The following is a 26,427-nucleotide window of genomic DNA, read 5'->3' as shown; positions in this document are numbered from 1 at the left end:
TTAATTTAAGGCCTTTTTTATTTTTGATATGGTTAATTGTGATTTTCTTATCACCAACCTATGCCAAGATAAAACAAAAATTTTCAATATAAAGAGGTCAAATAGATTTATTTCAATAGAGAGTTTTGATGAGTATAGTTTCCCTTAATAGTGCCTCTTTAATCCTGGCAGGTCATTGTATTCTGGACAGAGCTGATTTGCAGATTCAGCCACAAGACAGAATTGCTCTTGTTGGGCGTAACGGAGCTGGAAAATCGACATTACTAAAATTATTGCAAGGTGAGTTAATACTGGACAGCGGACAAATTAGCCGATTGTCGGGTTTACGAATTACTGGTTTGGTTCAGGAAGTGCCCGCCGCTGAAGAAGAATCGGTGTACCATTTTCTTGTTAAAAGTTTAGGTGAGATAGGTGAGGTATTAGCTCAGCATCATGAATTGACTAAACAAGTTGATATGGAGAAATTAGCACAATGCCAGCAGCAAATGGATAATTTAAATGCCTGGCATTTATTACCAAAAATTGAAACTATGGCTAGTCGATTAGGTATCGCTATTAATGAGCAGATGCCCAATCTCTCTGGAGGCATGAAAAGGCGTGTATTATTGGGTGCAGCACTTCTTGCTGAACCGGATTTATTATTGTTGGATGAACCTACTAACCACTTGGATGTTGAGGCAATCGAATGGTTAGAAAATTATTTAAAATCCTTTGCTGGCAGTGTGGTTGTTGTAACTCATGATAGAGAGTTTTTAAGTCAGGTAGCAACTGGCATCCTTGAAATCGATCGAGGGAAGTTATATCTCCATCACTGTAATTATGAAACTTACCTTGATAGGCGAGAGTCGATAAGACTTGGTGAGCAAAAACAAAATGACCTATTTGATAAACGGCTCTCTGAGGAAGAGGCATGGATACGTACAGGCATTAAAGCAAGACGTACACGTAATGAAGGCAGGGTAAGAGCTTTAAAAGCGATGAGGGAGGAGTATAAGGCACGCCGTAATCAGCTAGGATCGGTGAAATCTCTGAGCTTGGATGTAACTCGTTCCGGTTCTTTGGTAGTAGAAGCAAACAAAGTGAATTATGCGATAAACCATAAACCAATTATAAGTGATTTTTCCTTATTACTGACAAGAGGAGATAAGCTTGGAATTATTGGCCCTAACGGATGTGGCAAGACGACTTTAGTACGATTGTTATTAGGAGAAATCAAACCTGATTCAGGCACTATAAAGTTGGGAACAGGACTCCAGATTGCTTATTTTGATCAGTTGCGTCGACATTTGCTGGAAGAGCAAACAGTAATGTTCAATGTGGGCGAGGGCGCTGATTATGTAACAATTAATGGAAAGCAAAAACATGTTGCCAGCTATTTAAAGGAGTTCTTATTTTCGGCAGATCGATTCAATCAACCTGTATCTTCATTGTCTGGTGGTGAAAGAAATAGATTGCTACTGGCGAAGCTTTTTGCCAAGCCAGTTAATTTGCTTGTAATGGATGAACCAACCAATGATTTAGATATAGAAACCTTGGAACTACTGGAAACTGTATTAATTGATTATCCTGGCACCTTAATTTTAATAAGTCATGATAGAGCTTTTATTAATCAAGTAGTGACGAGCGTACTGGTTTATGATGGGGATGGTAAATTTAATGAATTTGTTGGCGGTTATGACGATTACAAAATACATAAGTCAAAACAACGTGAACTGCAAGCGAAACCCACTATTTTAAAACATAATAATCCCGATAAAGCCAATAATAAAACCAAAAACTTATCCTCTGGTGAACAGCGTGAATTATCCAAATTGCCTCAACAAATTGAGACTGTAGAGAAAAAAATTGAAGCAATACATCTGCAAATGGCTGATCCCCAATTTTATCAGCAAGATACAAAGAAAATTTCGGAGGTCACTCAGCAACTGGAAAGGGAAGAGGCTTTATTAATGCAGTATTTTGCTCGTTGGGAAGAGTTGGAAGAGAAAAAAATAAGTTAATTTAATTAGACTTTGGTAATGTTTATAAAAATAGTTAACAATCCGTCTTTGCGAGCGTTAGCGAGGCCATTCGTTGAGTTTTTCGTTAGAATTATTTCCTGGAGTATGCTTCGTTCTATGCCAGTAAGGAATGACGTAGGTTTTATCTTAAAAAATAGGATTAAAAATGCTTTTAACCTTGGCTTTGGTTATTTTATTTGCAGCAATTATGGTTTTCTTCTCACATGAATTTATTGGAACCTTCAAAAAAATTTTTGGGATTAAAGGGGCTAAGTTACTGATCCCTTTAGGTTTGGCATCCTGGTTAATTTACAATTTTGATTACCTGTTTATATGGGCAATTTATTATATTCGTGAAGTCTTGCAAGTTTTCTTATCTTTTTTAACCTATATTATGCCTTTTCAGAAATATGCCGCATCGGTCGCATTAATTATCTTATTAACGGTTGTTTCTGTACTGCCAGTATTTTTATTGGATTTGGTCAAGCGTAAGAGAACTTACAAGGGATATGCTTATCCATATTTAACTAGTACCCTGATTTTGATCTTCTGCACAATAATCTTGTTTGTAGTGTCCTAAAAAGGCAAAAGCGATTTATGTGACATACTCCAAAATGACTAAAATCTCAAAAATTGATTTCATGACCAAGGTTGAGTGTATAATTGCACCACTTTGTTTTTAGGTTGTTCTATGAATACGCAAGATTTTTATTTTGATTTACCCCCAGAATTAATTGCCCAATATCCTTTAAAGGATAGAAGTGATTCCAGGTTGTTAATTTACAATCGCCAAACAGAAGAATATGGTCATTACCGATTCAGGGAAATTGCTGATTTTTTACAGCCTGGCGACTTATTGGTAATGAATGACAGTAAAGTGATACCAGCTCGCTTATACGGTCATAAAGTCACTGGAGGTAAAGTGGAATTGTTAGTAGAGCGGATAACTGGCGATTTTACTTTTCTTGCCCATATAAAAGCCAGTAAGTCCTTAAAATCAGGTGGGTTAATTTATCTTGACGCAGGAAAGCATCTTGAAATATTAGAGAGGCGTGATGATTTATTTCTTTGTAAAGCCAGTCAAAATGTATTAGAGCTTTTAAATGGTTTAGGCCATATTCCATTGCCGCCCTATATTACCAGGAAAGATGAATTATTAGATAAAGATAGATATCAAACGGTATACGCTAAATTTGATGGTTCTGTTGCAGCTCCGACAGCAGGATTGCATTTTGATGAAGCGGTTTTAAACAGTATTCATGCGCGTGGAATCAATGTGGCTTATGTTACTCTGCATGTCGGTGCTGGAACATTCAGGCCTGTTCGCAGTGAGCGTATCCAAGATCATAAAATGCATAGTGAGCATTTTACGGTTAGTTCTGAATTATGTGATGCTGTGATGGCTGCCAAGTCCAGAGGAAACAGGGTGATTGCTATTGGAACTACTGCATTGCGTAGTCTTGAAAGTGCTGCAACAAAGGGGGAGTTATCACCCTGTAGTCGCGATACTGATATATTCATTTATCCGGGATATCAGTTTAAGATTTGTGATGGCCTAATGACTAATTTCCACTTACCAGAATCGAGCTTACTCATGTTGGTATCCGCTTTTATTGGACATAAACAGGCCATGGCTCTTTATCAAGAGGCAATTGGAAAAGGGTATCGCTTTTTTAGTTATGGAGATACCAGCTTATTGTTATAGGAGGTTCGCTAGACAACTATTTCCTGGAAATCGGGCCATATCAGAGGATTACGGATGTTAAATATAAATCAAAATTTTGTTCCTATTTTAAATACCGAAGCAGGGTTATGCCTTACTGCAGCAAATTGGCAAGAAATTAATACCAAAACAGTTTCGTATTATCTGGATTTGTTATTATTAAAGCCTGGATACCAGTTATTGAAAAAAATAACTGATTTAGGCAAATATTTGGGATGGTCAAATAATCTGGTTATCAATGCAAGCCGTCTAATTGCCAATAAGGAAGGCATTGTGACATTGGTTTCACCTTACGATGGAAGCAAATTTAAATTGACTAACGCCGAGCTGGTTAATTTAATTTTATCTCTTAAACCATCCGCAATCCTGTTACCTAAAACCATTATGAATGGTTTTCCCGAAATATGGGATATATGGGATGATGGGATAGAACTCTTCCTATCAGAAGAGCAGCATAAGGTGATGGAAGTACCTGGGAAATATGGTCTATATTTCAATTTGGATGAAACAAAGTCTAGTAAAGATTTTTTGGAGCAATTAAAGAGTTGGCCTCATTTGCCGTGTTATGTCTCAGGCCAAGTGACTATTGATTTAATCAAACTTTTAAAAGAGAGGGAAGTCACTCTAATTGAATCAGATGAACCAGCAAAAAATGCAATGCACGGTATTGTTTATAGTAGGGAAGGGGAAATTAATCTGGCTAATGAAAAACAGGCTATGAATTTTAACCCAATTGATGAAGAATGTGCATGTCCCACTTGCTCGAAGCAATTGTCCCGGGCTTATTTACATCATTTATTAGTTAATACTCCATTACTATGTCAAAGATTCCTGATTCAACATAATGTTTATTACGCTCAAGGTAATTAACTATTCATTTACCTTCGAGGAAATTCGCTATATGATGTCACGCTTGTAATACATGCAATAGATCTCTTGCATAACCTGGCCCAAAATTCACAGCTTATACAAGAGTTCTTATAAATATCTTTTGAAATGGATTTATCCAACAATTTCAAAGGAAAACTAAGAAATTAATATCCGATTTGAGGAGATTTTATGAGTTTTTTTATTAGTGATGCATTAGCGGCAGCAGGAAATGCGCCAGCTGCTCAAACTGATGGAACTTTTTCGCTCATTATGATCGTTGCGATTTTTGTCCTATTTTACTTTATGTTAATCAGACCGCAAAATAAAAGAGCGAAAGAGCATAGAGATTTATTAAATCGCTTAAAGAAAGGAGATGAAATAGTAACGTCCGGAGGGATATTGGCCAAGGTTGTGAGCTTGGATGATCAATATATTAAAGTAAGCCCAGCAGAAGGTATTGAAATTAATTTGCAAAAAGGCGCTGTTACTGCAGTATTGCCAAAAGGTACTTTAAAATCGCTTTAAGTTAGGCATAGGGAATTAGAAATGCAAAATAAATACCCTCTCTGGAAAAATCTAATGCTGATAGTGATTGCAGTCATTGGGTTTGTTTACGCTTTACCAAATTTGTACACCGAAAATCCTGTAGTTCAAATTTCTGCAGATACGGATGAAGACAAAGAAGCCATAAAAAATCAGGTAGAGTCTATTTTAAAAAATGGCAAGCTTGATTATAAATCTTTGGCTGCTGAAAAGGATGGTGTAGAAGTCGTGTTTTCTTCTACTGATTCGCAGTTATTAGCTCGTGATGTTATCAAGAATAATTTGGGGAATCAGTACACAGTGGCTTTGAATTTGGCTCCTTCTACCCCGCATTGGCTTGAAGCAATTCATGCCGATCCTATGAAACAAGGGTTGGATTTAAGAGGAGGTGTTCACTTTCTTCTTGAAGTGGATGTGGAAAGTGTTATAAGCCGTCGCTATGAAGGCATAATGAAAAATCTTGGTCAAGAGCTACGTGAAGCAGGGATTCGTTATTCGGGTATACGCTATTTGGCAGATAAAGGGGTTGAATTACGTTTCCGAGACTCCGAATCAATGGAAAATGCTTTGGTGGAGTTAAGACAAAAAATACCTGATGTCGTGTTTGTTAAAACCAAAACGCAAAATTCAATTTTAGGTGCGATTTCTCCAGCTGAATTAAATTCAATACGGCAAAATACCATTGAGCAAACAATGAGTATCTTAAGAAATCGAGTGAATGAACTGGGCGTTGGTGAAGCCGTTGTGCAGCAACAGGGTGCAACTCGTGTGGCTGTAGACTTGCCAGGCATTCAGGATGCTGCTCGAGCAAAGCAAATACTTGGTGGTACCGCTACGTTACAATTTCATTTGGTTGATCAGGACAATGATCCTTTGATTGCCAAACAAACAGGTGTCGTGCCTGTTAATGATAAGTTATATACGATGGATGGCCATCCTATTTTATTAAAGAGGCAAGTGGTTTTGAGCGGTGACTCCATAACTTCTGCAGTTTCAAGTTTTGATCAACAAACAGCTTCTCCCTCTGTTCAAATTCAATTGGGTGGTGGTGGAGAAAGCCTATTCACTAAAATTACTCGAGAAAATATTGGTAAGCGAATGGCCATAGTTTATGTTGAAACCAAAACGACTACACAAACGATAGATGGTGTCGAAAAGCGAGTGACCCATAGAGAGGAGAGGGTTATTAGTGCCCCGGTCATTCAAAATGCGCTAGGTAGTAATTTTCAAATTACAGGACTTACTGACAGTAAAGAAGCGAGTAATTTGGCTTTATTATTAAGAGCAGGTGCATTACCCGCTGCAATTTATCCAGTTGAAGAGCGTACTGTTGGCCCAACTTTAGGTAAAGAAAATATCCGTCGTGGACTCGTTTCCCTGGAAGTTGGTATGGGCTTGATTTTAGTCCTGATGCTAGTGTATTACCATTTTTTTGGTTTGATTGCTGATATCGCATTGATGCTGAATCTGGTTCTTCTTTGTGCTTTATTATCCATTATAGATGCTACTTTGACTTTACCAGGTATTGCCGGGATTGTATTAACCGTGGGGATGGCAGTTGATGCGAACGTTTTGATCTATGAGCGGATAAGGGAAGAATTGCGTCATGGTTTATCACCCCAAGCGGCGATTCATGCGGGATATGAAAGGGCTTTCTCAACTATTTTGGATGCCAACGTAACTACTTTAATCGTAGCGATCATTTTATTTGCAGTAGGTACAGGACCCGTACGTGGATTTGCCGTTACACTTTCTTTAGGTTTGCTAACTTCCATGCTAACCGGCATTACTTACACCAGAGCTATTGTGAATTGGTACTATGGTGGACGAAATGTAAAAAAATTATCTATAGGCATATAAGGCGGGGCTCAGATGGAATTTTTTAATCCAAATTCAAAAATAGATTTTATGGGGGCACGCCGTTGGACTGCGTTGTTTTCTATATTGATTTTTGTAGTATCTATTGGTGCTTTAGCTATTAATGGCTTGAAGTGGGGGCTTGATTTTACTGGCGGAACTCAAATTGAAGTAAGTTATTCCAATGCCGCTGATTTACCTTTGATCAGAGAAAGCCTCAATAAAGCAGGTTTTAAAGAGGCTCAGGTTGTTAGTTATGGTACCTCCAAAGATGTCCTTATCAGTATTGCACCTCGAGCAGATAAAGAACAAAGTATATTGGTAGACCAGGTCATGAATGTATTGCCAGGGGCAGTAAAACAAAGAGTTGACTTTGTAGGACCGCAAGTTGGGCAAGAATTGGCAACAAAAGGAGCTCTTGCGATCATTGTCTCTTTGCTAGCTACTATGATTTATATTGCCATGCGTTTTGAATACAAGCTTGCTGTCAGTTCTGCAGTGGCATTGATTCATGATCCGGTATTGATTTTAGGTGTTTTTGCTCTGTTTGGAATTGAATTCGATCTCAAAGCTCTTGCCGGGTTGTTGGCTGTTATTGGTTATTCTTTGAATGATACTATTGTTGTATTTGACCGAGTTCGAGAGAACTTTGTGAAGATTCGTCGTACAAATCCAATAGATATTATGAATATCTCAATCAATCAAACTCTATCAAGAACAATCATGACTTCTGTGCTGACATTATTTGTTGTGGTTGCACTTTTTGTTTATGGAGGTGAAACTATATATGGATTCTCATTGGCACTTATCATTGGAATAGTAATAGGTACCTATTCTTCAATTTACATTGCGGGAGCTTTGGCTGTAGCGATGGGACTGGATAACAAAGATTTCTTGCCCAGTCATCGCAAAGAGGTAGATGATAGGCCTTGAGGTGTAACTGTTCACTCAGTATCACTGGAGTGTCGTATTTGGTTCATCTTAAATAAAGAAATGACTGATAAATTCTCACATACTGATGTATGGTGCGCTTTCTCAGTCATTTTTTCGTTCAACCTGGACGCAGCTCTGGCATTCTACCAAGATTCAAGATATATACTCTGAATGGTAACCTTGAGGTTTGGATATTGGCTTTATGTATTACTTATTATCCGCTCCCTTACGGTCACGGCTCGGATTATGAACACAAACAGAGCTGATTATGAACACAAACCGAACTGATTATGGACACAAACCGAGCCGCGACCGTAAGGGAGCGGATAATAAGCGTTTAAAAAATTCTTAAAAAACTTTGTTAAAAATTAATATGCTTAACTAAAAGTCAAAAATAAATGGTAAGTTTTAATCAACAAGTAACTTATCTATTTTTGCTGCGCAAATAAAATCATTGTGAGTTAAACCATTGAGCGCATGAGTCGTGAAGTGAATACGGCAATAATTATAGCCTGCTTCTAAATCAGGGTGGTGGTTTTCAATATTAGCTATCCAGGCGATCGCATTAACAAAGGCCATGGTTTCATAAAAATTTTTAAAGGAAAAGGCACGTTTGATAATTCGGTTGTCTTCCGATACTTCCCATTTATTGTTTAATTGTGGTAGTAAATTTTTGATTTGATCTGCATTGAGCGCAGCACCTATTCCCTCGCAAGATTCGCAGTGCTTACTACTTAAATCACTAGTCATTTTGATTCCTTATTTTAATTGAAAAAACCATTTATAAATAATAATTCTTCAATGCCTCAAGAAATCGGGAATTTTGTTCTTTAGTCCCGATAGTGACTCTGATAAAATTATTCATTTTATAGGCATGCAAAGGCCTTACTATTATGCCTTTATCCAAAAGATAATTATAAAGAGACATGCTGTCCTCTTTACAATCGAACGTAAGAAAATTACATGAAGAAGGCAAATATTCTATATGTAATTGATTAAAGCCCTCGATCAACTGAATCATTCCTTCTTTATTGAGTTTGAGACTTAGTTTGATGAATTCTTCATCGTCAATAGCAGCATAGGCTGCAGCAAGAGCAAGCTGATTTACTGTAAAAGGTAATTGCACTCGTTTTAAGATACTAATAATGGAGGGATTAGCAATCGCATAACCTAAACGCAAACCAGCCAAGCCGTATAGTTTTGAAAAAGTTCGGGTGACCACCAAATTAGGATGCTCTTCAAGCCAATCCAGACTGCTGTTAGTTAATTGATTAGCAGCAAACTCAAAATAGGCTTCATCGAGAATTAGCAGAGTACTTTCAGGAATTTGTTCTAATAGGTATTTAATTTCTTCCTGTTGGATCAGTAAACCTGTCGGATTATTAGGATTAGCTACAAAAATGAGCGCCGTATGTTGGTTACAGGCATTAACCAGATGATTAATGTTAATTACCCAGTTGTCATTAATAGATACGCTGATTACTGGTATTTGTAGAGCGTTAGCCTGAACCGCATAGGTACTGAATGCGTAATCATGAGTAAGAATATGCTTATTGGTATGAAGAGCAAAACAATTCAACAAGATATTAAATAGATAATCAGAACCATTACTTAAAAATAATTGCTCAGTTTTTACATTTAATTTGGTTGCAAGTTTAGATATCAAAGGATGATTAAAAGGAGAGGGGTAGGTTGCCACATAATGTGGTGAAATATGCTGCAAGGCGGAAAGAACTAAAGGACTGCAACCCAGCGGGTTTTCATTGCTTGCCAGCTTAATAATATCTGTTAATCCTTTTTCTTTTGCCAATTCTTCAATTGATTTGCCTGGCTTATATGGAACCAGGGAACGTATTCCTGCATGAGGTAATTGTTGAAAATCAATGGACATAACTCTTCCTAAACCGAAAAATGGTTTTATATTACCTAAGCATGGGCTGGCTGTCACGAATGAATTAATTTTTAGGGCTTATCAGGAAGCGATGTGTTGAATTTTTCTTAATAGGGAGTTACCCTTCCGATGCAAACCAACCTCAGGAAGACAAGCGATGGATAGGCAAAAGGGATTTACCCTGATGGAAGTGCTCGTGTCATTGATGTTAGTGACTACGGTAGCTTTGATATTAGTTCAACAGCAGTGGAAAACTAAAGAGTTAATCAGCCAACTGATTTGGTATGTTCGTGGTTCTCAATTTTTAGATCAAATAGAAGAATCTTTATACCTTGCCGAGGGAAGTTTACCGCCACCACCTCCAAATTATCACTTTGAGATGAAACACTCTCAAAAGAACACCACTTTGAAAATTGACTGGTTTAAAAATTATCATTCAATTACTCGCACTTATAATTTGGATGTGCGTTGAAATGAAAGAACAATCAGGATTTAGCTTATCAGAGATGTTAATTAGCCTTTTTTTGGCTAGTCTTATAACAATTACTTTTTCACAATTATACCTGAGTAGTAAATCTCAATATCTAAAAGCACAAGAATTGTTGGAAATTAATTTTGATTTGGAGTGGGTTAGCGCTTTATTAAGCGACAGCATTAGAAAAGCCGGATTTACACCTTGTATGGGTATTGAACATCTGAAAACCAATGATTCGAGGCAGTTGAGGAGAGCGATCATTAGCTTTCAAATTGAAAATATCCCGTATCTACAATTTCAGGTTAACCGGATGAATGAGGTTTTTACTGAAGTAGTCAATATAGTAAGTCCAACACAAGTTGTTATTACTCAATCCGTCATATCCAATATAAAACACCCATTAATGATTTCCGATTGCAGGCATGCAGAAGTACATGAAATTTTGAAAATGGACAGATTGGTTAATGGATATCTGATTACCTTAACCAAGCCTTTGATGTTTACATATGATAAAACCACTTATTTAGGTGAGTGGCTAGAAGAAAGATGGTTTATTAAACCGAATGCTGAAGGAGAAAAAACATTGCATTACAAATTATTTCAAACGGAAGAGTTAAGCCCTTTAGTCCATCTCTTTTATATAAATACAGACCTAATATCGAAGAAACAGGTATTTAACATAATTATTGGGACTGATGAGGAAAATATTCGTAAATTACGTGTGTCAGTTCGAAGCTCATGAAAAGTCATTGCTCCGGATTTATTTTTTTGATGACGTTTTGTGTGATTCTGGTGATTAGCTTATTGGCATTAGCCGGCATGCAGCAAGTGTTATTATACTATAAAGCAATAAACCGGCAGGAGGCCTTGCATCAAAATTTTTATCAGTTAGAACATTTTGCAATGCAATTAGTTCGTTCCTCATCATTACATACGAGAAAGGATTGTTATTTACAAGAAGATAATGCCAATACAGTGATTAAAAAATTAATTAATAAAGGTTGCTCCATTATTTTTAGTCAAAAAAAATACATCTATGGGATTGAAGACCTTGGTGAATTTCCTTGCTTGGTTCTTGATAAGGAAGGGCAAAAATATATTTCTCACCATTTTAGAGTCACAGTATTACAAGAAGAACAGGATAAAGCTTCTTCTGTAATACAATTACGATTTATCAAATCGGGTAGTAGTTCATTGTTTTGCTCTGAAGAGGAAATTTGGGTTAAGGAAGGAGTAAGTAGTTGGAGATATTTATCCGATTATAAAAGCAATGCATTTATTTTTTAACTACTTGAAATAATAGAAAAAAGATCATTATAACTTCATGATTTTTATAGTATGATGAATTAATAAAGGGATAATTTAGTTGCAATTTTCTCCATCACGTGTAAAAATTGACCTCTTATGAAATCGAAATTAATTTACCTGACACTTATTTTGGTCGTAATTATCTTGGGTTTGGCGGTATGGTGGACCACCCGTTCTCCTAAACCGGTTTTTCGCCATGTAAGCTTTAAGCAATTACCTGGTTGGGAGGATGCCCAATTTAAAAAATCGCTAGAAACTTTTCAAACTTCTTGCAGAGCTTTTCTAAAGCAAGATCCTGAACGAGTTGTTGGTACAGAACAGATTGATTTGCAAGCTAAGGACTGGCATCCAGCTTGTCGTGCTGCTTTAAAAATAAATCCTGTCAATGAAAAATCAGCAAAACAATTTTTTCAAGATTGGTTTGTACCTGTGGAATTTTATGATAATAAGCCGGTAAAAGGACTATTTACTGGATATTATATGCCTTTGATTAAAGGCAGTTACACTAAATCGGATGAATTTAGTGTTCCCCTTTATGAGTTACCGAGTAATTTGGTTACTGTTGATTTAGGCTTATTCCTTCCTAATTTAAAAAATAAGAAAATTATCGGGCGAATAACGGGTAATAAAGTCGTACCATTTTACACTCGAGAAGAAATTAATAAAGGCGCCATTAAAGATACAGCACGTGTTTTGGTTTGGATTCATAGTCCTGTAGATCGGCTGTTTCTGGAAATACAGGGCTCAGGAATTATTGAGCTCGAGGATGGGAAAAGAATTTTTATAGGCTATGATGGTCAAAATGGTGCACCTTACACTGCAATTGCTGGAGTATTAATAAAAAAAGGGATTATGACCAAGCATAATGCTTCTATGCAGCGTATTAAGAGGTATTTGGAAGCTCACCCCAAGCAAATGGATAAGGTGATCAATCAAAATAAATCATTTGTATTTTTTCGCAAGTTGTCATTAGAAGCTGCTTTAGGTTCACAAGGAGTGGCATTAACACCAGGTTACTCCCTAGCCATTGATAAAGAATGGATACCTATGGGAGCTCCTCTGTGGTTAAACACCACAAGACCAGATAGTAAAAATCCCGATGTCAGTAAGCCGATGCAACGTTTGATGATAGCTCAGGATACTGGTGGGGCTATTCGTGGTAAAGTGAGAGGTGATGTATTTTGGGGTGGAGGAGATAAAGCCACCTTGATTGCAGGCCATATGAAGAACGAAGGACACTATTGGCTCCTTTTACCAGCCCATGCTTTATCGCGTTTGGCGCAATTGAAGTAAATGTTTTTTAGTTGGCCAATATTTTATTGCATTATATATTGATTTCTCTGAACATGACAAAAAAACTGTCATATTCAGAGTGTTGATTTAAATAAATGCTGAGTTTTCTGCCCAGCTGGTGTAAAGGACGAAGCATAAACCTTACTCAGCACCTGATCTAACTCGATTTGTTTTGCTCGGGGCTTGGGTGCTGGCGGCAAAGAACCTGATAACATGGTAAAAATCAGTTATCCCAAAAATAGTTCTAACTTAAGATTTAGGTTCATCCGTTTCTTTTTTCTCAGGTTCAGGTTGTGAATTCAACGTTGCTTCTGATGAGTCATTGATTGGAGTGGCTGTATTTCCTTTTAAAGCTTCTTCTAATGTAATGAATTTATAACCATTACTCCTGTACATTTCAATGATATCACCCAAACATAAGCTATTAATTAAATTGGCATGTATTAACAAAATATGTTTAACAGGCTGACCATCAACTTTCTTAGCTTTTTTATCTGCTCTTAGGGTTTGTTGCCAGATAAATGCAAGATAACGTTTCTTAAATTGAGTCAATCTTTGTGGTCTTTGTCTATAAGGTATCCTATAGAACTGAGCATTAAACTCATAATCTTTACTGTCTACGGTGACAGGTGCAATGGTATATTGGTGAGCCGCTAACCATTCATGCACTTTTTGTTTCTTTTCTCCATTACCTTCTGCCAGATAAGGATAACGAAAATATTTAGGTTCAGTCATAACAGGCGTTAAAATGGCATCTGCCTTTTCAATATCAGCAATGTAATTTTCTGCACTCATTGAATTTAAACTTCGGTGTTTATAAGTATGATTTCCAATTGTAAATCCTTGATTGCGAAAAATTTCCAATAATTCCCATTCATTTTTAGCGATGGCTCCTCCTATGGCAAAACCTGTAGCAGGAACCTGGTTTTCAACCAAGGTGTTCACTATGGCTATAAATCGTTCTTGAGTTCGCTTCAGATTACCTGGGGTACTGGTTCCTGATCCTACAAACGGTAAGTCATCTATGGTAATAGCAATTTCATGATCTTCAGCAAAGCATGGATTATTCAGTAAGCAAAACAATGATGCTACACCTAGCCAGCGTTTTAACATGTTTTCCCCTCTTTTCGACTTGGAAAATCTCTTGTTATTTTGAATATTTAATTTAACTATAGACGATAAATTAAATTTGCTCATGTTCAGAGAAAAAAGTAGGTATTCAATAAAGGGTTGAGTAAAATGAGGATTCTCATTTACCATCGTTTTTGACGAGTAAAGATGATTCACAAACTATCTTTCATAAGATTTTGTTAAAAGGAGTTAGCAATGACAATAGAAAAATATGATTCAACATTACATCCGGAGGGCAATGGAACTTTAGGTCCTGATGTATATGAGAATGCAAGGAAACTAAATGTTCAATTGGCAACAAAAGGGCCGGCAGTATTGTATGCGCTTAGTAAAACAAGCGAACAAGTCTCTAATGGGAGTGTTGTAACAGCAGTTGGTGGAATGGTAGTGGGTGCTATAGGATTTTTTGGAAATCGTTATTATCGAAGCAAAGGAGATGACTCTGCATATACCTACATGGGACAAATAGTAGGGGCAGTGCAATTTACAGCGGGTTTTACATTATTGGCACTCCAGGCATTTCAAACCTTCTCTGATACTGGTGAAGCGAGTTCTTTACTAAACGTCATTAAACTGGCTGGTGTTGCATTAACTTTAACCGAAAGTGCCTTAGTATTAGTGAATTCTTATTTGTATGGTGATGGAGTACCAAAAACACCATCAATAACAGGCCCTAAAATGGATTAAGTATAATTAGACCAGTTAATGGCTCGCTTCAAATCAATTGTTTTGATTTTAAAATAAAGGACTATATATGACTTCTTCTTTTTCCAAATCAGTAGCATGGGTATTTTTGTTTACAGCGGCCATTTATTTAGTGGGTGTGTCATTTATACAATATCCTGTAACCACTTTTTTAAAGCCAATACCCATCGCCTGTTTAATCTTTGGAGTCTTTAGGGCCTCTCTCATCCCCTGGGCTAAAGTTCTGCTGATGTTGGCGCTTGTTCTTTCTTTAGCTGGGGATGTTGTATTGACTTTGCCTGTTCTGTTGCAATTGGAACTAGGTATCGGTTGCTTCTTGCTAGCACACTGTTTTTATATAGTTTTATTTTTAAAATCATTTCAATTCAATAAATTACATTTCTTTTATTATCTACCTGTTCTTTTCCTGATGGTCGGGGTGGCATTTTTTATGATCCCATACCTTGGAGGATTATTGATTCCGGTGATGATTTATTTCTGTGTTTTAATGTCCATGGTATTTAGTGCTTTTCAAGTGAAAAAAGAAACTTTAACTATTGGAAGTGGTGCCTTGTTCTTTTTGATTTCAGACTTAACCTTAGCGCTTAATTTGTTTATTTATACTCAAATTGATGTGAGGGTTTTTGTAATGTTTACTTATTATGTGGCACAATTTTTGTTAACTTTTGGTCTTGTCAGAATATATAAGAAAGAGATTCTTTAGTGACTTATTTCTGTCATCAAACATTGATGGAAATAAGTTGATAAATAACTTGGGTTCGATATAAAAGGCAAGGAAATGCCTTTTATATCGCTAGACGAAGATTGCCACCAGCGAAAGCGGGGATGTGAAGCATTTATAAGGGAACCAATCAAAAATAGTCTGGTTCGCTATCAAAAGATAGCATCATTTTTTGATAGCGAACTCACATGAGAGTAGCGAATTATACTATACTGATTATTAAGTATTTTTAAGGATAAATAAAATGCCCACAGTCAGAGAAGTGACCTTTGATTTATTGAGAAAACTGGATGTTAAGAATATTGTTGCAAACCCTGGCTCAACAGAAGAAACATTTTTAGCTAATTTCCCAAAGGATTTTAATTTTGTAATGGCATTACAAGAAGCAAGTGTTGTTGGTATTGCCGATGGATTGTCTCAAGGATTAAAAAAGCCAGTGATTGTTAATGTGCATACTGGTGCAGGGATGGGAAATGCTATGGGATGCATTTTAACTGCTCGTTTGAATAAAACACCTTTAATCATCACTGCGGGTCAACAGACAAGAGACATGTTGTTGATGGAACCATTTTTGACTAATCGTGATGCTATAGAGTTTCCCAAGCCTTGGGTTAAATGGAGTTATGAAGTAATGCGGCCAGAAGATGTACCTGCTGCTTTTATGCGCGCTTATGCTATGGCTACTCAGGCTCCTGCAGGACCAGTTTTTATCTCCATTCCTCTGGATTTATGGGATTGTAGCATTGATGCGGTTGATGTTTATCGAACTACGTCTGTAAGAATAGGACCAGATCCTGAAACTGTTTCTCTTTTTTCAAAAAAAATTAACCAAAGTAAAAATCCTGTTCTGATTTATGGTGGAGATGTTGCAAGAAATGGTGCTTGGAATGAAGCTATCATGTTGGCTGAAAGACTTGCTGCACCAGTGTGGAAAGGGCCTTTTTCTGAATTGGTTTCTTTTCCTGAAGACCACAGTTTATACCAGGGTGAGTTACCTTCTGGAAAAGGATTATTAAGTGATATGCTTGTTCAGCATGATCTTGTGATTGTGATAGGTGCGCCGGTATTTCGTTATTATCCATGGATTCCTGGAGAATACCTGCCCCAAGGGGCTTCATTGATTCAAGTGATTGATGATCCTTATGAGGCAGCAAAATCACCAGTAGGAGATTGCTTAATTTCAGATAGCCGCCTCGCTCTTATGTGTCTTCTCGAAGAGGTGAAAGAGCGTCATTCATCAATGAACTTCTCAACTAATTTGAAAAAAGAACGAAACCAGGTTCAAGTCACCGCAAATTATCCTCTCACTGCAAAACAGGTATTTGATGTTATCTCGCCTGTAACGACTACCGATTATGTTATAGTGGAGGAATCGCCTTCCAATTCACATGAGTTTCAGCAGTCTGGCATAGGAACAATCAATAAACCGGATTCATTTTATACTATGAGTTCAGGTGGATTGGGATGGGGGATGCCAGCTTCAGTAGGTTTGGCCGTAGCCGAAAAAAAGAGTGGGCGTGGTAGACCAGTGGTTTTAATTATAGGCGATGGTTCATTTCAATACTCCATTCAATCCATTTGGTCTGCTGTACAACATCAGGTTCATTTAATCATTGTGGCACTGAGAAATGAGGAATATGGCATATTAAAATCATTCGCACTTTTGGAAAATACTCCTAATGTACCTGGATTGGATTTGCCGGGATTGGATCTGGTCTCCCTGGCCAAGGGATATGGTGCAGAAGCTTGTTATGCGGATACAATCGAAACCATTCAGCAAGCTTATCAAAAAGCGCTGAATAATCCTGGTGTCAGCATGATTGAAATACCTATTGATAAAAAAATTCATAAGCTGTTGGGATATATACACATGAAATAAGATAATGAGAGAAAGTGATTTGATGTGTCGTTGTAAAGTATAAGCTGGAAACATTTTATCTATGAAGGATTTCTTTCCAAATCACTTTGATTTTCAAATCTATTAGCACAAAATCTCTGCTATTCAAATTGGGTATTTCAGATTATGAGAAATTCAGAGTTGTTTAATTTGCTCTCTCATTGCCAGAACTATCCCAGTGAAAATAATACAACCTCCGATCATTTGAGCGATACTTGGTCTTACTCCCAGGATTAGATAAGAAAAAAGAATAGCTGAAAGGGGAATCATAGAGGCTGCAACGACATCATCCACAATTTTAATGCTGCGTAAGCCAAGATAATTAAAAATTGTTCCTAACGCTACGATGACATTACCATATACAAACATCCATTCCCAAAGAAATGGGGAAAAAATGTCTGCAAAATGAGACCATCCAAACATTATTATTACTATGAAAAAGAAACAAATAGCACCTAGCCCCATGCTAAACGTGTTTAAAATTCCTCCCGGAAGTGTTTTGATAGCGTGGAAAATTATTAAGGTCGAAATAACACTGGATATCACTCCTAAAAACACACAAATTTCCCCTGAATGTGAGGTTGAAGCAAGCAACTCATAGAGCGGGCCCGTATTAACATGGGTCATAGGTTTCTCAGGTGTAGCGATCCATTGCTGAATCAGGACAATGACTACGCTGCCAGATATTGTAATGAATGACGCAAGGATTAATTTAATAGTTAATTTTTCACTAAAAATTAACCAACCGGCGAATAAAGTGATAGGCGCTTCGAGAGTGGAAAGCAGGATGACGTTAATGACATTGGTATACATAATGCCGAGGAAAAATAGAGTAGGTGTTAAAAAACCTGTAAAAAAGGCGCTGGCGAATATCCATAGCCAGTCTACATTGGTCAATTTTTTAAAATGGAATGTTCTGAAATTTTTATACTGAATAAGAAAAAGGGTTATAGTGCCGATCAAACTTCCTACAAAAAGTACATTACAAAACGAGATAGGATTGCGACCATGAATAGGATAGTTGTTACCTAATTCAATAAGTTTGGCAATAACAGGTTCATCGGCACTTACTATAATATAGCTGAGTATGATAAAAATTATTCCCTTATTTCTGGTAGTAATCTTCATTTATTCCCTTAATTATCGAATGGCCAATTTATTTAATCATTACGTCTAAAAGTATATTAATTTTGTCACAAATTAAAGTAGGAAAAGTATACAATACTTGTATTAGACTTATTTCCAAAATCGCTGATGTGGAGAAGTGCGAAGAGAAACAGGGCGCAGACAGTGAGTGTACATTTTAGCACTTGAGGATTTGAGTATCTCGTCTAGAAGCAATTTCCCACTGCAGTAGAGTTTGGAAAGAAACCCTATAATGAATGCTAATTTCAGTTAGGGCTAGAAATTATAAAACTATATTTATCATTTAATTTTTTAACCAAATATCCTGTAGATTTGTACTCAGGGGCAATAGCTTGCCAGTATTGTTCATATATCTTAAGTAATACTTTATTTTTCTCAATAGTTAGCAAAGCTTGGTTGATTTGTTGAATTAATTGGTCATTATTCTTGGTAGTCATTATAGCCATGCCTTTCTTTATTCGAATAACAGGACCGATCTGTTGGTATATATTACCTGAGTGAGAAATCCAATACATTGCAGCTCCTGCATCAAGAGTCACTGCGTCGACCTGATGAGTATTTAAAGCGGTTAGTAAAGCAGGTAAGTTATTGTAGAATTTAAAATTAATTTCATACATATCCGGATCAGAGGATTGTCGTTGTTTTGCAAAAATAATATCGTAACGTTTTGCTAAAGGAAAAAGAGTGTTTTTAACGATACCTATGGTTTTATGATTCAGATTATCCAAATGATTTTGGCGCAAAGTCATAAAAAATGCGTCACTAATAAAATATGGGTAGCTGAATAGATAATTCTGGGGATTTTCTGGCATTAGACTAACCCCAACAATCATCACATCAATTTTTTTGTTATTTAAAGCGACTAATAATTTATCAAACCGCATCGGCACTAATTCACAAGCTCTGTTCATTACCTGGCATAATGCTGCGATGATCTCGATATTAAATCCAAAATATTCTTTTTTATTCTGAATGGTTTGTTCAAAAGGAGGGTTAAAATAAAGAGTCCCAATTCTTAATGGTTTGTCTTGAGAGTAGCACGAAAGACAAACACTAAATAATAATATGAAAATGGACGGATTAATTATTTTTTTTAACATGTGTTTAATCCTTTATGCAAGAAGTGCATTCCTTATGATCCTTTTAATAATTATAAACGTCATATTTTCAATGGTTATTAGAGTAATATTATTTTAGATGGAAATTTTGAAACCGGCACTTAATCAATTAATTTGCTATACTGTTTTAACTTATCATCATATTCGAAAGGGACATCAAAATGAAACGAATTTTATTTGTATTTTTTCTTTTGCCGTTCAATTTCATTTTGTTTGCATCCAGTAGTGATTTCACTTTGTGTAAAAGTACTTATGCGTTGTGCACAACGGCTCTTTGTAAAACAATTCCTGGAAAAAAGGGTTTAGTATCATGTAAATGCGACGTTAAAGTTAATCAATATTCCGCAGGTACTAAATCTTGCACTGGTGTGACAAGAACTAAAAAGGGCATGATTATAAGTTCTCGTTATTCCCCTATTTCATCATATCTGAAATGTCACAATTCAAGACCATGGGCATTTTGTCTGGATAGCCCTTGTCTTATAGACCCCAAAAATCCAAAAACAGCATTTTGCTTATGTTCACTCGTTAAAAACAAAGGTGATTATGTAGTCGTGACTGATCATTACGATAAAAATACGTGTACAAAAGGAATTTATTCTTCAGCTACTATAAAAGATGTTCAACAAATTACTCAGTTTTTGAAAGGACATTCTGAATTACCCCCTCAGCCAATTAAAGTACTGAATGCGCGGTAATATTCTGAGCACGAATAGGGATATCTTTTTTAAACCCCTTTGAATTTTTATTTAAAGGGGTACATTTAAATTATACAAGTAGCCAACTGTTCAGAAATTACTTAAAAGAAAACATTTGTTTCAAAAATATTCCATAGTGGAAAAATTTAATGCTATTTTGGTGTTTATATTTTATAATGCGGAAGTTTTTTATTCTCAAACTTTTGGAGTATCAATGGCTTACGCAAAACTTTTTTTTATCAAGCCTTCCGGGAAAAAAATAATAAGTATTTATCAAATAGTTAAGAAAGAATTTGAGGAAGGTATGCAACATATCGAATCATCTTATAGTGAAATACTCAATAATAACACTCTCAACACTGAGCTCATAACAGAAATGAAAGGAATACAGGGCAGGATCAGGAGTCTTCTATCTAATTGGACTCGTTTATTCATAAAGGATGAGCAAAGCTTGATCAAAGAGGTTTGTCAGTTGAGAATAGACATATTGAGATTAAAAACAAAATTTATGATAAGCCACATTCTACTTAATCATGATAAATATACCTTAGAGGACTATAAGTTTCTAGTAACGGATTTACATAATTGCCTGGAAGTATTCAATGATAATATGTTCCAAATTAAACAAGATGAGTTTGATATGTATGGGGACTTATCCAGCGAAAGATATGAATGGTTTGAGGAAGTGTACTCTATATTATGCGATCGATATGTTGAGTTTAAAAATGAGTTTTCTATAGGTGATGTTTGGGAAGATTGGAGTTATGACGGAGGCAGTAGCACGGATGATTCGGATGACAGTTATTCTGTTAATTCGCTAGATAATTTCAAACCTTAATGGAATCTCAAACAAATTACTCTAAAAGCTTATTATAGAGGCATACAATATGGTTGCTTTACTTATATTGAAGAGAGCTAAAATACCCATGATGAAGAAAGTGGTTGCAACAGAAAAAAAGCGAAATTTAAATTGTCTTTTCGCCTCTTTTTTGATTAAACCATAGGCATGTCCCAGGCGCGCCATAATCAGAGCAATCATTAAAATAGTCAATAATAAAGGGGGGATCTGGAGTATAATGGATATACCCATCAGAATTAAGGTCAACGGAACGTATTCAGCGAAGTTGGCATGTGCTCGAAAGCGGACAATAAATGCTTTGTCCTCATTAGTTAGATAGGGTACGTGAAATTTGCGACGTTGCAAAATAACCAGATAACTTAAGTACAGATAAATAAAGAATAAAATGCTGCTGCCCCAAGCATAGATCAAATAGCGAACATCCATTTCTTATCCTGTTATTGGATTGATAGTTATCGCCTTATCATAACATAAGCACACTTTATTTCATTATATGAATATACTTGAAAATATAGGCTTATTCTCTGATCTGATATTTGATTTGTACAAAGCCACCTGGATAAGTAGTGGTTGCCAGGTGCTTGAGTTTAATATCATGCATAAGTAAACCAAATAAAGAGCGGCCTGAACCAATTAAGACAGGTATCATGGTTATGGTTATTTCATTGATGAGATTATCTTGAAGGAATCTTTGGATAGTAAGGCCACCATCGAGATATATGTGTTGAACACCTTGTTGTCTTAATTCACTAATTAAATCAGTAGGACTTTGATTAGACACAGAAACCACGTGATTTAGGTGCTCAGGTACTTGAATAGGCTTGGAGCTCATTACAATGACTGGCAAGGCTCCATAAGGCCATTCATCAAATGTTATAATCTTCTCATAAGAATAACGTCCCATAATTAATGTATCGATAGAGGCAATAAATGACTTATATCCGCAATCCTCTCCTTGGGGCGCAAGAGAGTTAGCCTCCATCAGCCAATCGATTGATCCATCATTTCTTGCAATATAACCATCTAGACTTGTGGCAATAAATACTGAAATTTTAGGTTTCATTGGATGCTGTTCTCATTAATTTAAATATCAGTGGAAGAATAATTCATTTTCTGAATTTAACCTAAAGAAATCTGGTTATACGAATACTGGAATGTATCAGTGTTTCCACTTATCAATTTTCAGGTTCCATGAATAAATTGATAGAGATGCCCAAACCAGCCTAAAATAAGTCTAAACTTTAATAAACTGGATAATGGATTATCATTAACACCTAGGGAAAATCATGAAAATCTATCTTGTTCAACACGGTGATAGTTTACCTAAGGAAATTGATCCAGAAAGACCACTTAGTGAGCAAGGAAAGAAAGATGTTAAATCACTCAGTGAATTTCTTTCTTTGCTTAAAATTGAGGTGTCACATGTCTATCACAGTGGAAAATTAAGAGCGCAGCAAACTGCGGAGATCTTGGAAGCTAATATTCTCGTTAAAGTAGGCATTGAATCAAGAGCGGGTCTTGATCCCCTGGATAATGTTATATTGCTCGCAAAAGAAATTAATCAATACCATCAAGACCTAATATTAGTTGGACATTTACCTTTCATGGATAAACTGGTCAGATATCTGGTTACCAAAAATGAACATTGTCCTCTGGTTTCATTTGAACCGGGCAGCATTGTGTGTTTAGAAAAAACAGAAGAAAAGCATTGGTGCATCGCCTGGATGATTCGTCCCGAATTATTAAGAAAATAATCGATCTAATCTAAAGCCTGTCAGTTACTTTAACCCTAACCTGTTTTGCTATTAACCAAGATTAAATTTGAATTGCTCAAATCCATCAGATCACATCCAATTGAGTGTACTTAGAGCTGAGGTATCTTCTCATAAATTATTAATACTAGTTTAAGTTGATTTTATCTCAAATTTTGGCGGTGTCGTCCCGGAATTTAGCACACCTTTGCTTGCCAGCGAGCTTAGGTGTGCTTAATATCCGGGATCCATTTTGGAACTACTCCGATGCCCGAATGGATCCCCGATATTAAACGCTTCTAAGTTCGCAACCTTACTAAGATGCATGCTAAATTCCGGGACGACACCGCCAAAATTTGGGGATAAATTATCCTGAGCTGTGCGTAGTTAATTGATGAGGGGATACCTCAGTACTTAGAACGCCTGAGCATTCGTAAACAATACCATTTAAGTTGCAGGCAAAGAATCATTTTATTGGGTTAGTTTTTAATAATTCCTTAATAAAAATATGTCAAAATTTTAACCTCATTAAAGAGGTAGTATATATGGGTAAAATACAAACTCCTGAATTTAAGCAATTAAAAAAATACTGTACTGATAAGAGGAGCATTAAGTTAGCCAATGAGTTATGGAACAAAGGTGTGCCTTTAAAAAAGGGAAATCCTGCAGAAAAATATATCGTAGGAACTCGAAAAATCCCTTTGGATATTGCAGAACAATTACAGATAAAGTACTTGAAAGGCCCTATTGGTATATCGGAATTTGATAAAAATAAACCCTATAAAGATTATGTAGTGATTCCTGTTTATAATATTGATGATGAACTCATTGGTCTTCAAATAATACAGATTGATAATGATGGTAACAAAGCAATAAATCCGACAATTTCGCAATTTTATTGCAAAAAATATGTGGGGCCAAGTAAGCCATGGGGTGAAGGTAAAGCAGCCGTCATCAATAAAACGGATGATGTCAATGTTGTGTTTATTGCCGAAGGTGTTGAAACAGCGGCTAGTGTTGCGAGTTTGGGTGAAGTCAGAAATCACTATACCGTATTAGCATCAATGGGGGTATCAGAACTTCCATCCACATTAGCTTATGTTAAGACCCATTATCCTCCTGGAGCAACGGTAGTACTACTTAAAGATCATGATATTTCTGGCAGCAAGGCTGATTTGGACTTTAAACAGGCTTGTATACTATTTCAAGATGCGGGGTATCATGTCATTGTCAAGGAACCTCCTGTACTTGGTGAGGATTGGAATGATGTTATGGTCAGCGGGGGGGTAGAACAGTTATCGGAACAGTTTAATCTTCACGCTCCGATTCTGTTTTCATCAGATGCTCCTGAGATAAATTCTACAATAGCTGGTTATTTTAAAGGCATATACACTGATCTCTTAAAAGCAGAAAAATTAGCCGAAGAGAAAGCCAATTTTTGCCTTTTGGATACAATTATTGAACAATTGATAACACAATTACAAGAAACTCAAGAGAGTGATGATTTTCAAAAGTCTTTCAAAGCGCTTAATGAAGTGGTAAGTGCAATCGATTTGGTTCGTACTGCTTTATCCAACTCTACGAGCAGTTTACCCAAGATCCCTTGTCAATTCAGAAAACTTAAAAAAGCAACTGCACAGTTAAAGCATCTCGAAGACCTGCGTCGAGATGATCTAAGGAATGATGAGGAAATTGATTTCTCAACTGATCCTCAAAGTAATAGCAATGGTGATTTATTTAAAGCCTATTCCTATGCTATGCACCGTTGCTATGGGCATTTGGAAACCTTAAATCCAAGTGATGTTCAAAATTTTAAAAAAAACAGTCGTAATTTGAAATTTTATGAACAAAGGTTGACAGCTATTAATCTCGAAATCAGCAGAATTCCAAAGCTAATTACTGAGTTTAGCAGCGATGACAAACTGATAGTGAAGCAATTACAAGACAGATTAGCCAGTTTGAGAATTGAAAGAAAACTTCTGACCCGAGAAACCTATGCCATTAAACAACAATTGCGCCTCATACGTAGTGGCCCTCATAAAAGTAAGACTCCTTATTCCAATTACTATGGCTTGTTTGTTGAGGAAGCGAATTCAATCTTGATGAAAGGAGAAGTGACTCCCAGTGTTATCAGGAAGAAAATGAGCAAGAGATGTTCTATCAGAAATCAGGAGTTACAGGAGCAATATCAAAAACAAATTGAAATTGCCAAGCAAATTTTTGTTGCTGAGAGGAAAAGAGCGATCCCTCCCATTATCCGGTATTTGATGCAGTTAAAACAGATAATTCAGGTCAAAAGCCAACAAATCGAGGGGCAGAGTTTACTTCCTGAATATCGTGATTACCAGAAACGATATTTACTAGCCATGGAAGCGCTTGGAAAATTTGAAGGAATGGATAAAATTTTACAATGTTGGTTGAATAATCTTAAACATTTCAAGGTCATATTGCCATTAATCTATTATGGTCCTGAAGAAGAGGAAGCTTTGGGTGAGGTTGAGTTGATTGATTATGATTCTGATGGCGAAAACACCTTAGATGAGTTATATGAAGAAATCTTTAATAGCAAAGAAGATTTAGACAATTTAACCCACATAGATCAAGAAAAAGGAAAAGAAAGACAAAATGGAACAGAACATGATTTAGATTCTCAAATGGGAATCAGTACAGAGTTTTTAAGTGATTCTCATGCAGTGAGTGATACCGCAGCGTCTTTGGTGCGTTTACTTCAACCTTTGGATATTAAAGATCGTAAATTGTATTTGTCTATCCAGGATTTCGCGGAACGATTAGCCGTTAGTCTTTACAAGTCCTTTGAGGTTATTTCTACTGACGGCAAAGTAAGGCAAGAATTTGATGGTCTTGCATTACGGAAAAAGCAACTGACCATTATTGAACGCAAAACCAATGACGGTACAGGATTTGGATTGTTACAACGAAATTTTTGCCAGCAAAAAATTGTCTCGAAACAAGATTTTATCTTAAAAGGCATTATTACTGACGTATTGGCACAGCCATCACCACATCAGTTCATACTCATTAATATACCGGAACGTTTGGATTGGTACAGTGATGATTTTACTTCAACAATGCAAGATCGTTTAGTGACTGCAGCTCAATTAAAAGCAGTTGAAGCGTTGAGAAAAAACATTGCTTTTGAGTTTACTATCAATAAACCCAAGTCGTTCCTACCCTCAGATTATCATGGATTATTTTTTAATCGTAATTTGATTGATAGTGTTTCATTGCGACTATCTAAAGTTGGTAAAGGAGACGAGGACGAAGCTCATCATCAAATGGAAAGGGTTTCAAAACAACGAACGGCTGTTCGTGAAAGTAGTGTTCGATCATTGACTTCCACCTGACAGACCATTGAGGTCTTCGAAATTAGATGAAGGCCGAAATCGATCCAGGATTTATTGTGAACTAATATCTTCTGGAGGCTCTATCACGCTAGTCAGACTATTGAAGTAACAAAAGGAGGGTAGTTTGGTTATCGTATGAGCTT

Annotated in this window: 25 protein-coding genes; 18 read left to right on the top strand and 7 right to left on the bottom strand. The window is 36.4% G+C overall.

Annotated features, from left to right (window positions below; genetic code table 11):
* Positions 1–128 precede the first annotated feature (128 nt).
* From ACZ5EK_RS10490 to secF, 7 genes are all read left to right on the top strand, one after another.
* The gene (locus ACZ5EK_RS10490; protein WP_464429489.1) at positions 129–2,000 is read left to right on the top strand and encodes an ATP-binding cassette domain-containing protein; all 1,872 of its coding nucleotides are present in this window, start codon (positions 129–131) and stop codon (positions 1,998–2,000) included.
* Between the two features lie 166 nt (positions 2,001–2,166).
* Positions 2,167–2,580 (top strand): hypothetical protein, encoded by a 414-nt coding sequence (locus ACZ5EK_RS10485; RefSeq protein ID WP_464429487.1) that lies wholly within the window; start codon positions 2,167–2,169, stop codon positions 2,578–2,580.
* 111 nt (positions 2,581–2,691) lie between these two features.
* Positions 2,692–3,705, top strand: coding sequence for a tRNA preQ1(34) S-adenosylmethionine ribosyltransferase-isomerase QueA (gene queA / locus ACZ5EK_RS10480; protein WP_464429485.1), 1,014 nt, complete (start codon positions 2,692–2,694; stop codon positions 3,703–3,705).
* 54 nt (positions 3,706–3,759) lie between these two features.
* Positions 3,760–4,593: a tRNA-guanine transglycosylase gene (locus ACZ5EK_RS10475; RefSeq protein WP_464429483.1), complete on the top strand. Its 834-nt coding sequence runs from the start codon at positions 3,760–3,762 to the stop codon at positions 4,591–4,593.
* A gap of 189 nt (positions 4,594–4,782) precedes the next feature.
* Positions 4,783–5,118, top strand: coding sequence for a preprotein translocase subunit YajC (gene yajC / locus ACZ5EK_RS10470; protein ID WP_464424320.1), 336 nt, complete (start codon positions 4,783–4,785; stop codon positions 5,116–5,118).
* A 21-nt stretch (positions 5,119–5,139) separates the two neighbouring features.
* Entirely contained in the window at positions 5,140–6,996 is a 1,857-nt protein-coding gene (secD, locus tag ACZ5EK_RS10465; RefSeq protein ID WP_464429481.1) for a protein translocase subunit SecD, read from the top strand.
* A 12-nt stretch (positions 6,997–7,008) separates the two neighbouring features.
* Positions 7,009–7,926: a protein translocase subunit SecF gene (secF, locus tag ACZ5EK_RS10460; RefSeq protein WP_464429479.1), complete on the top strand. Its 918-nt coding sequence runs from the start codon at positions 7,009–7,011 to the stop codon at positions 7,924–7,926.
* A gap of 408 nt (positions 7,927–8,334) precedes the next feature.
* Here secF and ACZ5EK_RS10455 read toward each other — a convergent pair whose 3' ends face one another.
* The gene (locus ACZ5EK_RS10455) at positions 8,335–8,676 is read right to left on the bottom strand and encodes a 4a-hydroxytetrahydrobiopterin dehydratase (RefSeq protein WP_464429477.1); all 342 of its coding nucleotides are present in this window, start codon (positions 8,674–8,676) and stop codon (positions 8,335–8,337) included.
* Positions 8,677–8,707: 31 nt separating this feature from the next.
* Complete coding sequence (gene hisC / locus ACZ5EK_RS10450; protein ID WP_464429475.1) at positions 8,708–9,817, bottom strand: histidinol-phosphate transaminase; 1,110 nt, start codon at positions 9,815–9,817, stop codon at positions 8,708–8,710.
* Between the two features lie 157 nt (positions 9,818–9,974).
* Here hisC and ACZ5EK_RS10445 point away from each other — a divergent pair, with 157 nt between their 5' ends.
* The 4 genes from ACZ5EK_RS10445 (at position 9,975) to mltA (ending at position 12,893) form a co-directional block, all read left to right on the top strand.
* Positions 9,975–10,289 carry a prepilin-type N-terminal cleavage/methylation domain-containing protein gene (locus tag ACZ5EK_RS10445; RefSeq protein WP_464429473.1) on the top strand — a complete coding sequence of 105 codons (315 nt, stop codon included), beginning with the start codon at positions 9,975–9,977 and terminating at the stop codon, positions 10,287–10,289.
* Position 10,290: 1 nt separating this feature from the next.
* Positions 10,291–11,034 carry a PilW family protein gene (locus ACZ5EK_RS10440; protein WP_464429471.1) on the top strand — a complete coding sequence of 248 codons (744 nt, stop codon included), beginning with the start codon at positions 10,291–10,293 and terminating at the stop codon, positions 11,032–11,034.
* 29 nt (positions 11,035–11,063) lie between these two features.
* Positions 11,064–11,579, top strand: coding sequence for a hypothetical protein (locus ACZ5EK_RS10435; RefSeq protein ID WP_464429469.1), 516 nt, complete (start codon positions 11,064–11,066; stop codon positions 11,577–11,579).
* Between the two features lie 117 nt (positions 11,580–11,696).
* On the top strand, positions 11,697–12,893 hold the full coding sequence (gene mltA / locus ACZ5EK_RS10430; RefSeq protein WP_464429468.1) for a murein transglycosylase A: 1,197 nt from the start codon (positions 11,697–11,699) through the stop codon (positions 12,891–12,893).
* 249 nt (positions 12,894–13,142) lie between these two features.
* On the opposite strand, the gene ACZ5EK_RS10425 is transcribed toward mltA, so the two are convergent.
* Positions 13,143–14,006 carry a polysaccharide deacetylase family protein gene (locus tag ACZ5EK_RS10425; protein ID WP_464429466.1) on the bottom strand — a complete coding sequence of 288 codons (864 nt, stop codon included), beginning with the start codon at positions 14,004–14,006 and terminating at the stop codon, positions 13,143–13,145.
* A gap of 213 nt (positions 14,007–14,219) precedes the next feature.
* On the opposite strand from ACZ5EK_RS10425, the gene ACZ5EK_RS10420 reads away from it, so the two are divergent.
* The 3 genes from ACZ5EK_RS10420 (at position 14,220) to mdlC (ending at position 17,329) form a co-directional block, all read left to right on the top strand.
* Positions 14,220–14,711 carry a hypothetical protein gene (locus tag ACZ5EK_RS10420; RefSeq protein ID WP_464429464.1) on the top strand — a complete coding sequence of 164 codons (492 nt, stop codon included), beginning with the start codon at positions 14,220–14,222 and terminating at the stop codon, positions 14,709–14,711.
* 67 nt (positions 14,712–14,778) lie between these two features.
* Positions 14,779–15,432 (top strand): lysoplasmalogenase, encoded by a 654-nt coding sequence (locus ACZ5EK_RS10415; protein ID WP_464429462.1) that lies wholly within the window; start codon positions 14,779–14,781, stop codon positions 15,430–15,432.
* A gap of 262 nt (positions 15,433–15,694) precedes the next feature.
* A complete protein-coding gene (gene mdlC / locus ACZ5EK_RS10410; RefSeq protein ID WP_464429459.1) occupies positions 15,695–17,329 on the top strand; it encodes a benzoylformate decarboxylase in 1,635 nt (544 codons plus the stop codon).
* Between the two features lie 153 nt (positions 17,330–17,482).
* Here mdlC and ACZ5EK_RS10405 read toward each other — a convergent pair whose 3' ends face one another.
* Together ACZ5EK_RS10405 and ACZ5EK_RS10400 are read right to left on the bottom strand one after the other, a co-directional pair.
* On the bottom strand, positions 17,483–18,475 hold the full coding sequence (locus ACZ5EK_RS10405) for a DMT family transporter (protein WP_464429457.1): 993 nt from the start codon (positions 18,473–18,475) through the stop codon (positions 17,483–17,485).
* 263 nt (positions 18,476–18,738) lie between these two features.
* The gene (locus ACZ5EK_RS10400) at positions 18,739–19,593 is read right to left on the bottom strand and encodes a transporter substrate-binding domain-containing protein (protein ID WP_464429455.1); all 855 of its coding nucleotides are present in this window, start codon (positions 19,591–19,593) and stop codon (positions 18,739–18,741) included.
* A 179-nt stretch (positions 19,594–19,772) separates the two neighbouring features.
* Between ACZ5EK_RS10400 and ACZ5EK_RS10395 the strand changes: the two genes are divergently transcribed.
* Both ACZ5EK_RS10395 and ACZ5EK_RS10390 read left to right on the top strand, forming a co-directional pair.
* A complete protein-coding gene (locus tag ACZ5EK_RS10395) occupies positions 19,773–20,309 on the top strand; it encodes a hypothetical protein (protein ID WP_464429453.1) in 537 nt (178 codons plus the stop codon).
* Between the two features lie 214 nt (positions 20,310–20,523).
* Positions 20,524–21,147, top strand: a complete 624-nt coding sequence (locus ACZ5EK_RS10390; protein WP_464429451.1) for a hypothetical protein — start codon at positions 20,524–20,526, stop codon at positions 21,145–21,147.
* 21 nt (positions 21,148–21,168) lie between these two features.
* On the opposite strand, the gene ACZ5EK_RS10385 is transcribed toward ACZ5EK_RS10390, so the two are convergent.
* Positions 21,169–21,594, bottom strand: coding sequence for an MAPEG family protein (locus ACZ5EK_RS10385; RefSeq protein ID WP_464429449.1), 426 nt, complete (start codon positions 21,592–21,594; stop codon positions 21,169–21,171).
* Positions 21,595–21,685: 91 nt separating this feature from the next.
* Positions 21,686–22,231: a dihydrofolate reductase family protein gene (locus tag ACZ5EK_RS10380; RefSeq protein WP_464429447.1), complete on the bottom strand. Its 546-nt coding sequence runs from the start codon at positions 22,229–22,231 to the stop codon at positions 21,686–21,688.
* Between the two features lie 223 nt (positions 22,232–22,454).
* On the opposite strand from ACZ5EK_RS10380, the gene sixA reads away from it, so the two are divergent.
* Positions 22,455–22,922: a phosphohistidine phosphatase SixA gene (gene sixA / locus ACZ5EK_RS10375; protein ID WP_464429445.1), complete on the top strand. Its 468-nt coding sequence runs from the start codon at positions 22,455–22,457 to the stop codon at positions 22,920–22,922.
* Positions 22,923–23,464: 542 nt separating this feature from the next.
* Entirely contained in the window at positions 23,465–26,284 is a 2,820-nt protein-coding gene (locus tag ACZ5EK_RS10370) for a toprim domain-containing protein (RefSeq protein WP_464429443.1), read from the top strand.
* Positions 26,285–26,427 lie beyond the last annotated feature (143 nt).

Source organism: Legionella sp. JM-2024 (assembly GCF_055389095.1).
Note: the sequence above shows the minus strand (reverse complement) of the source record. Positions and strands in the feature narration are given on the sequence as shown.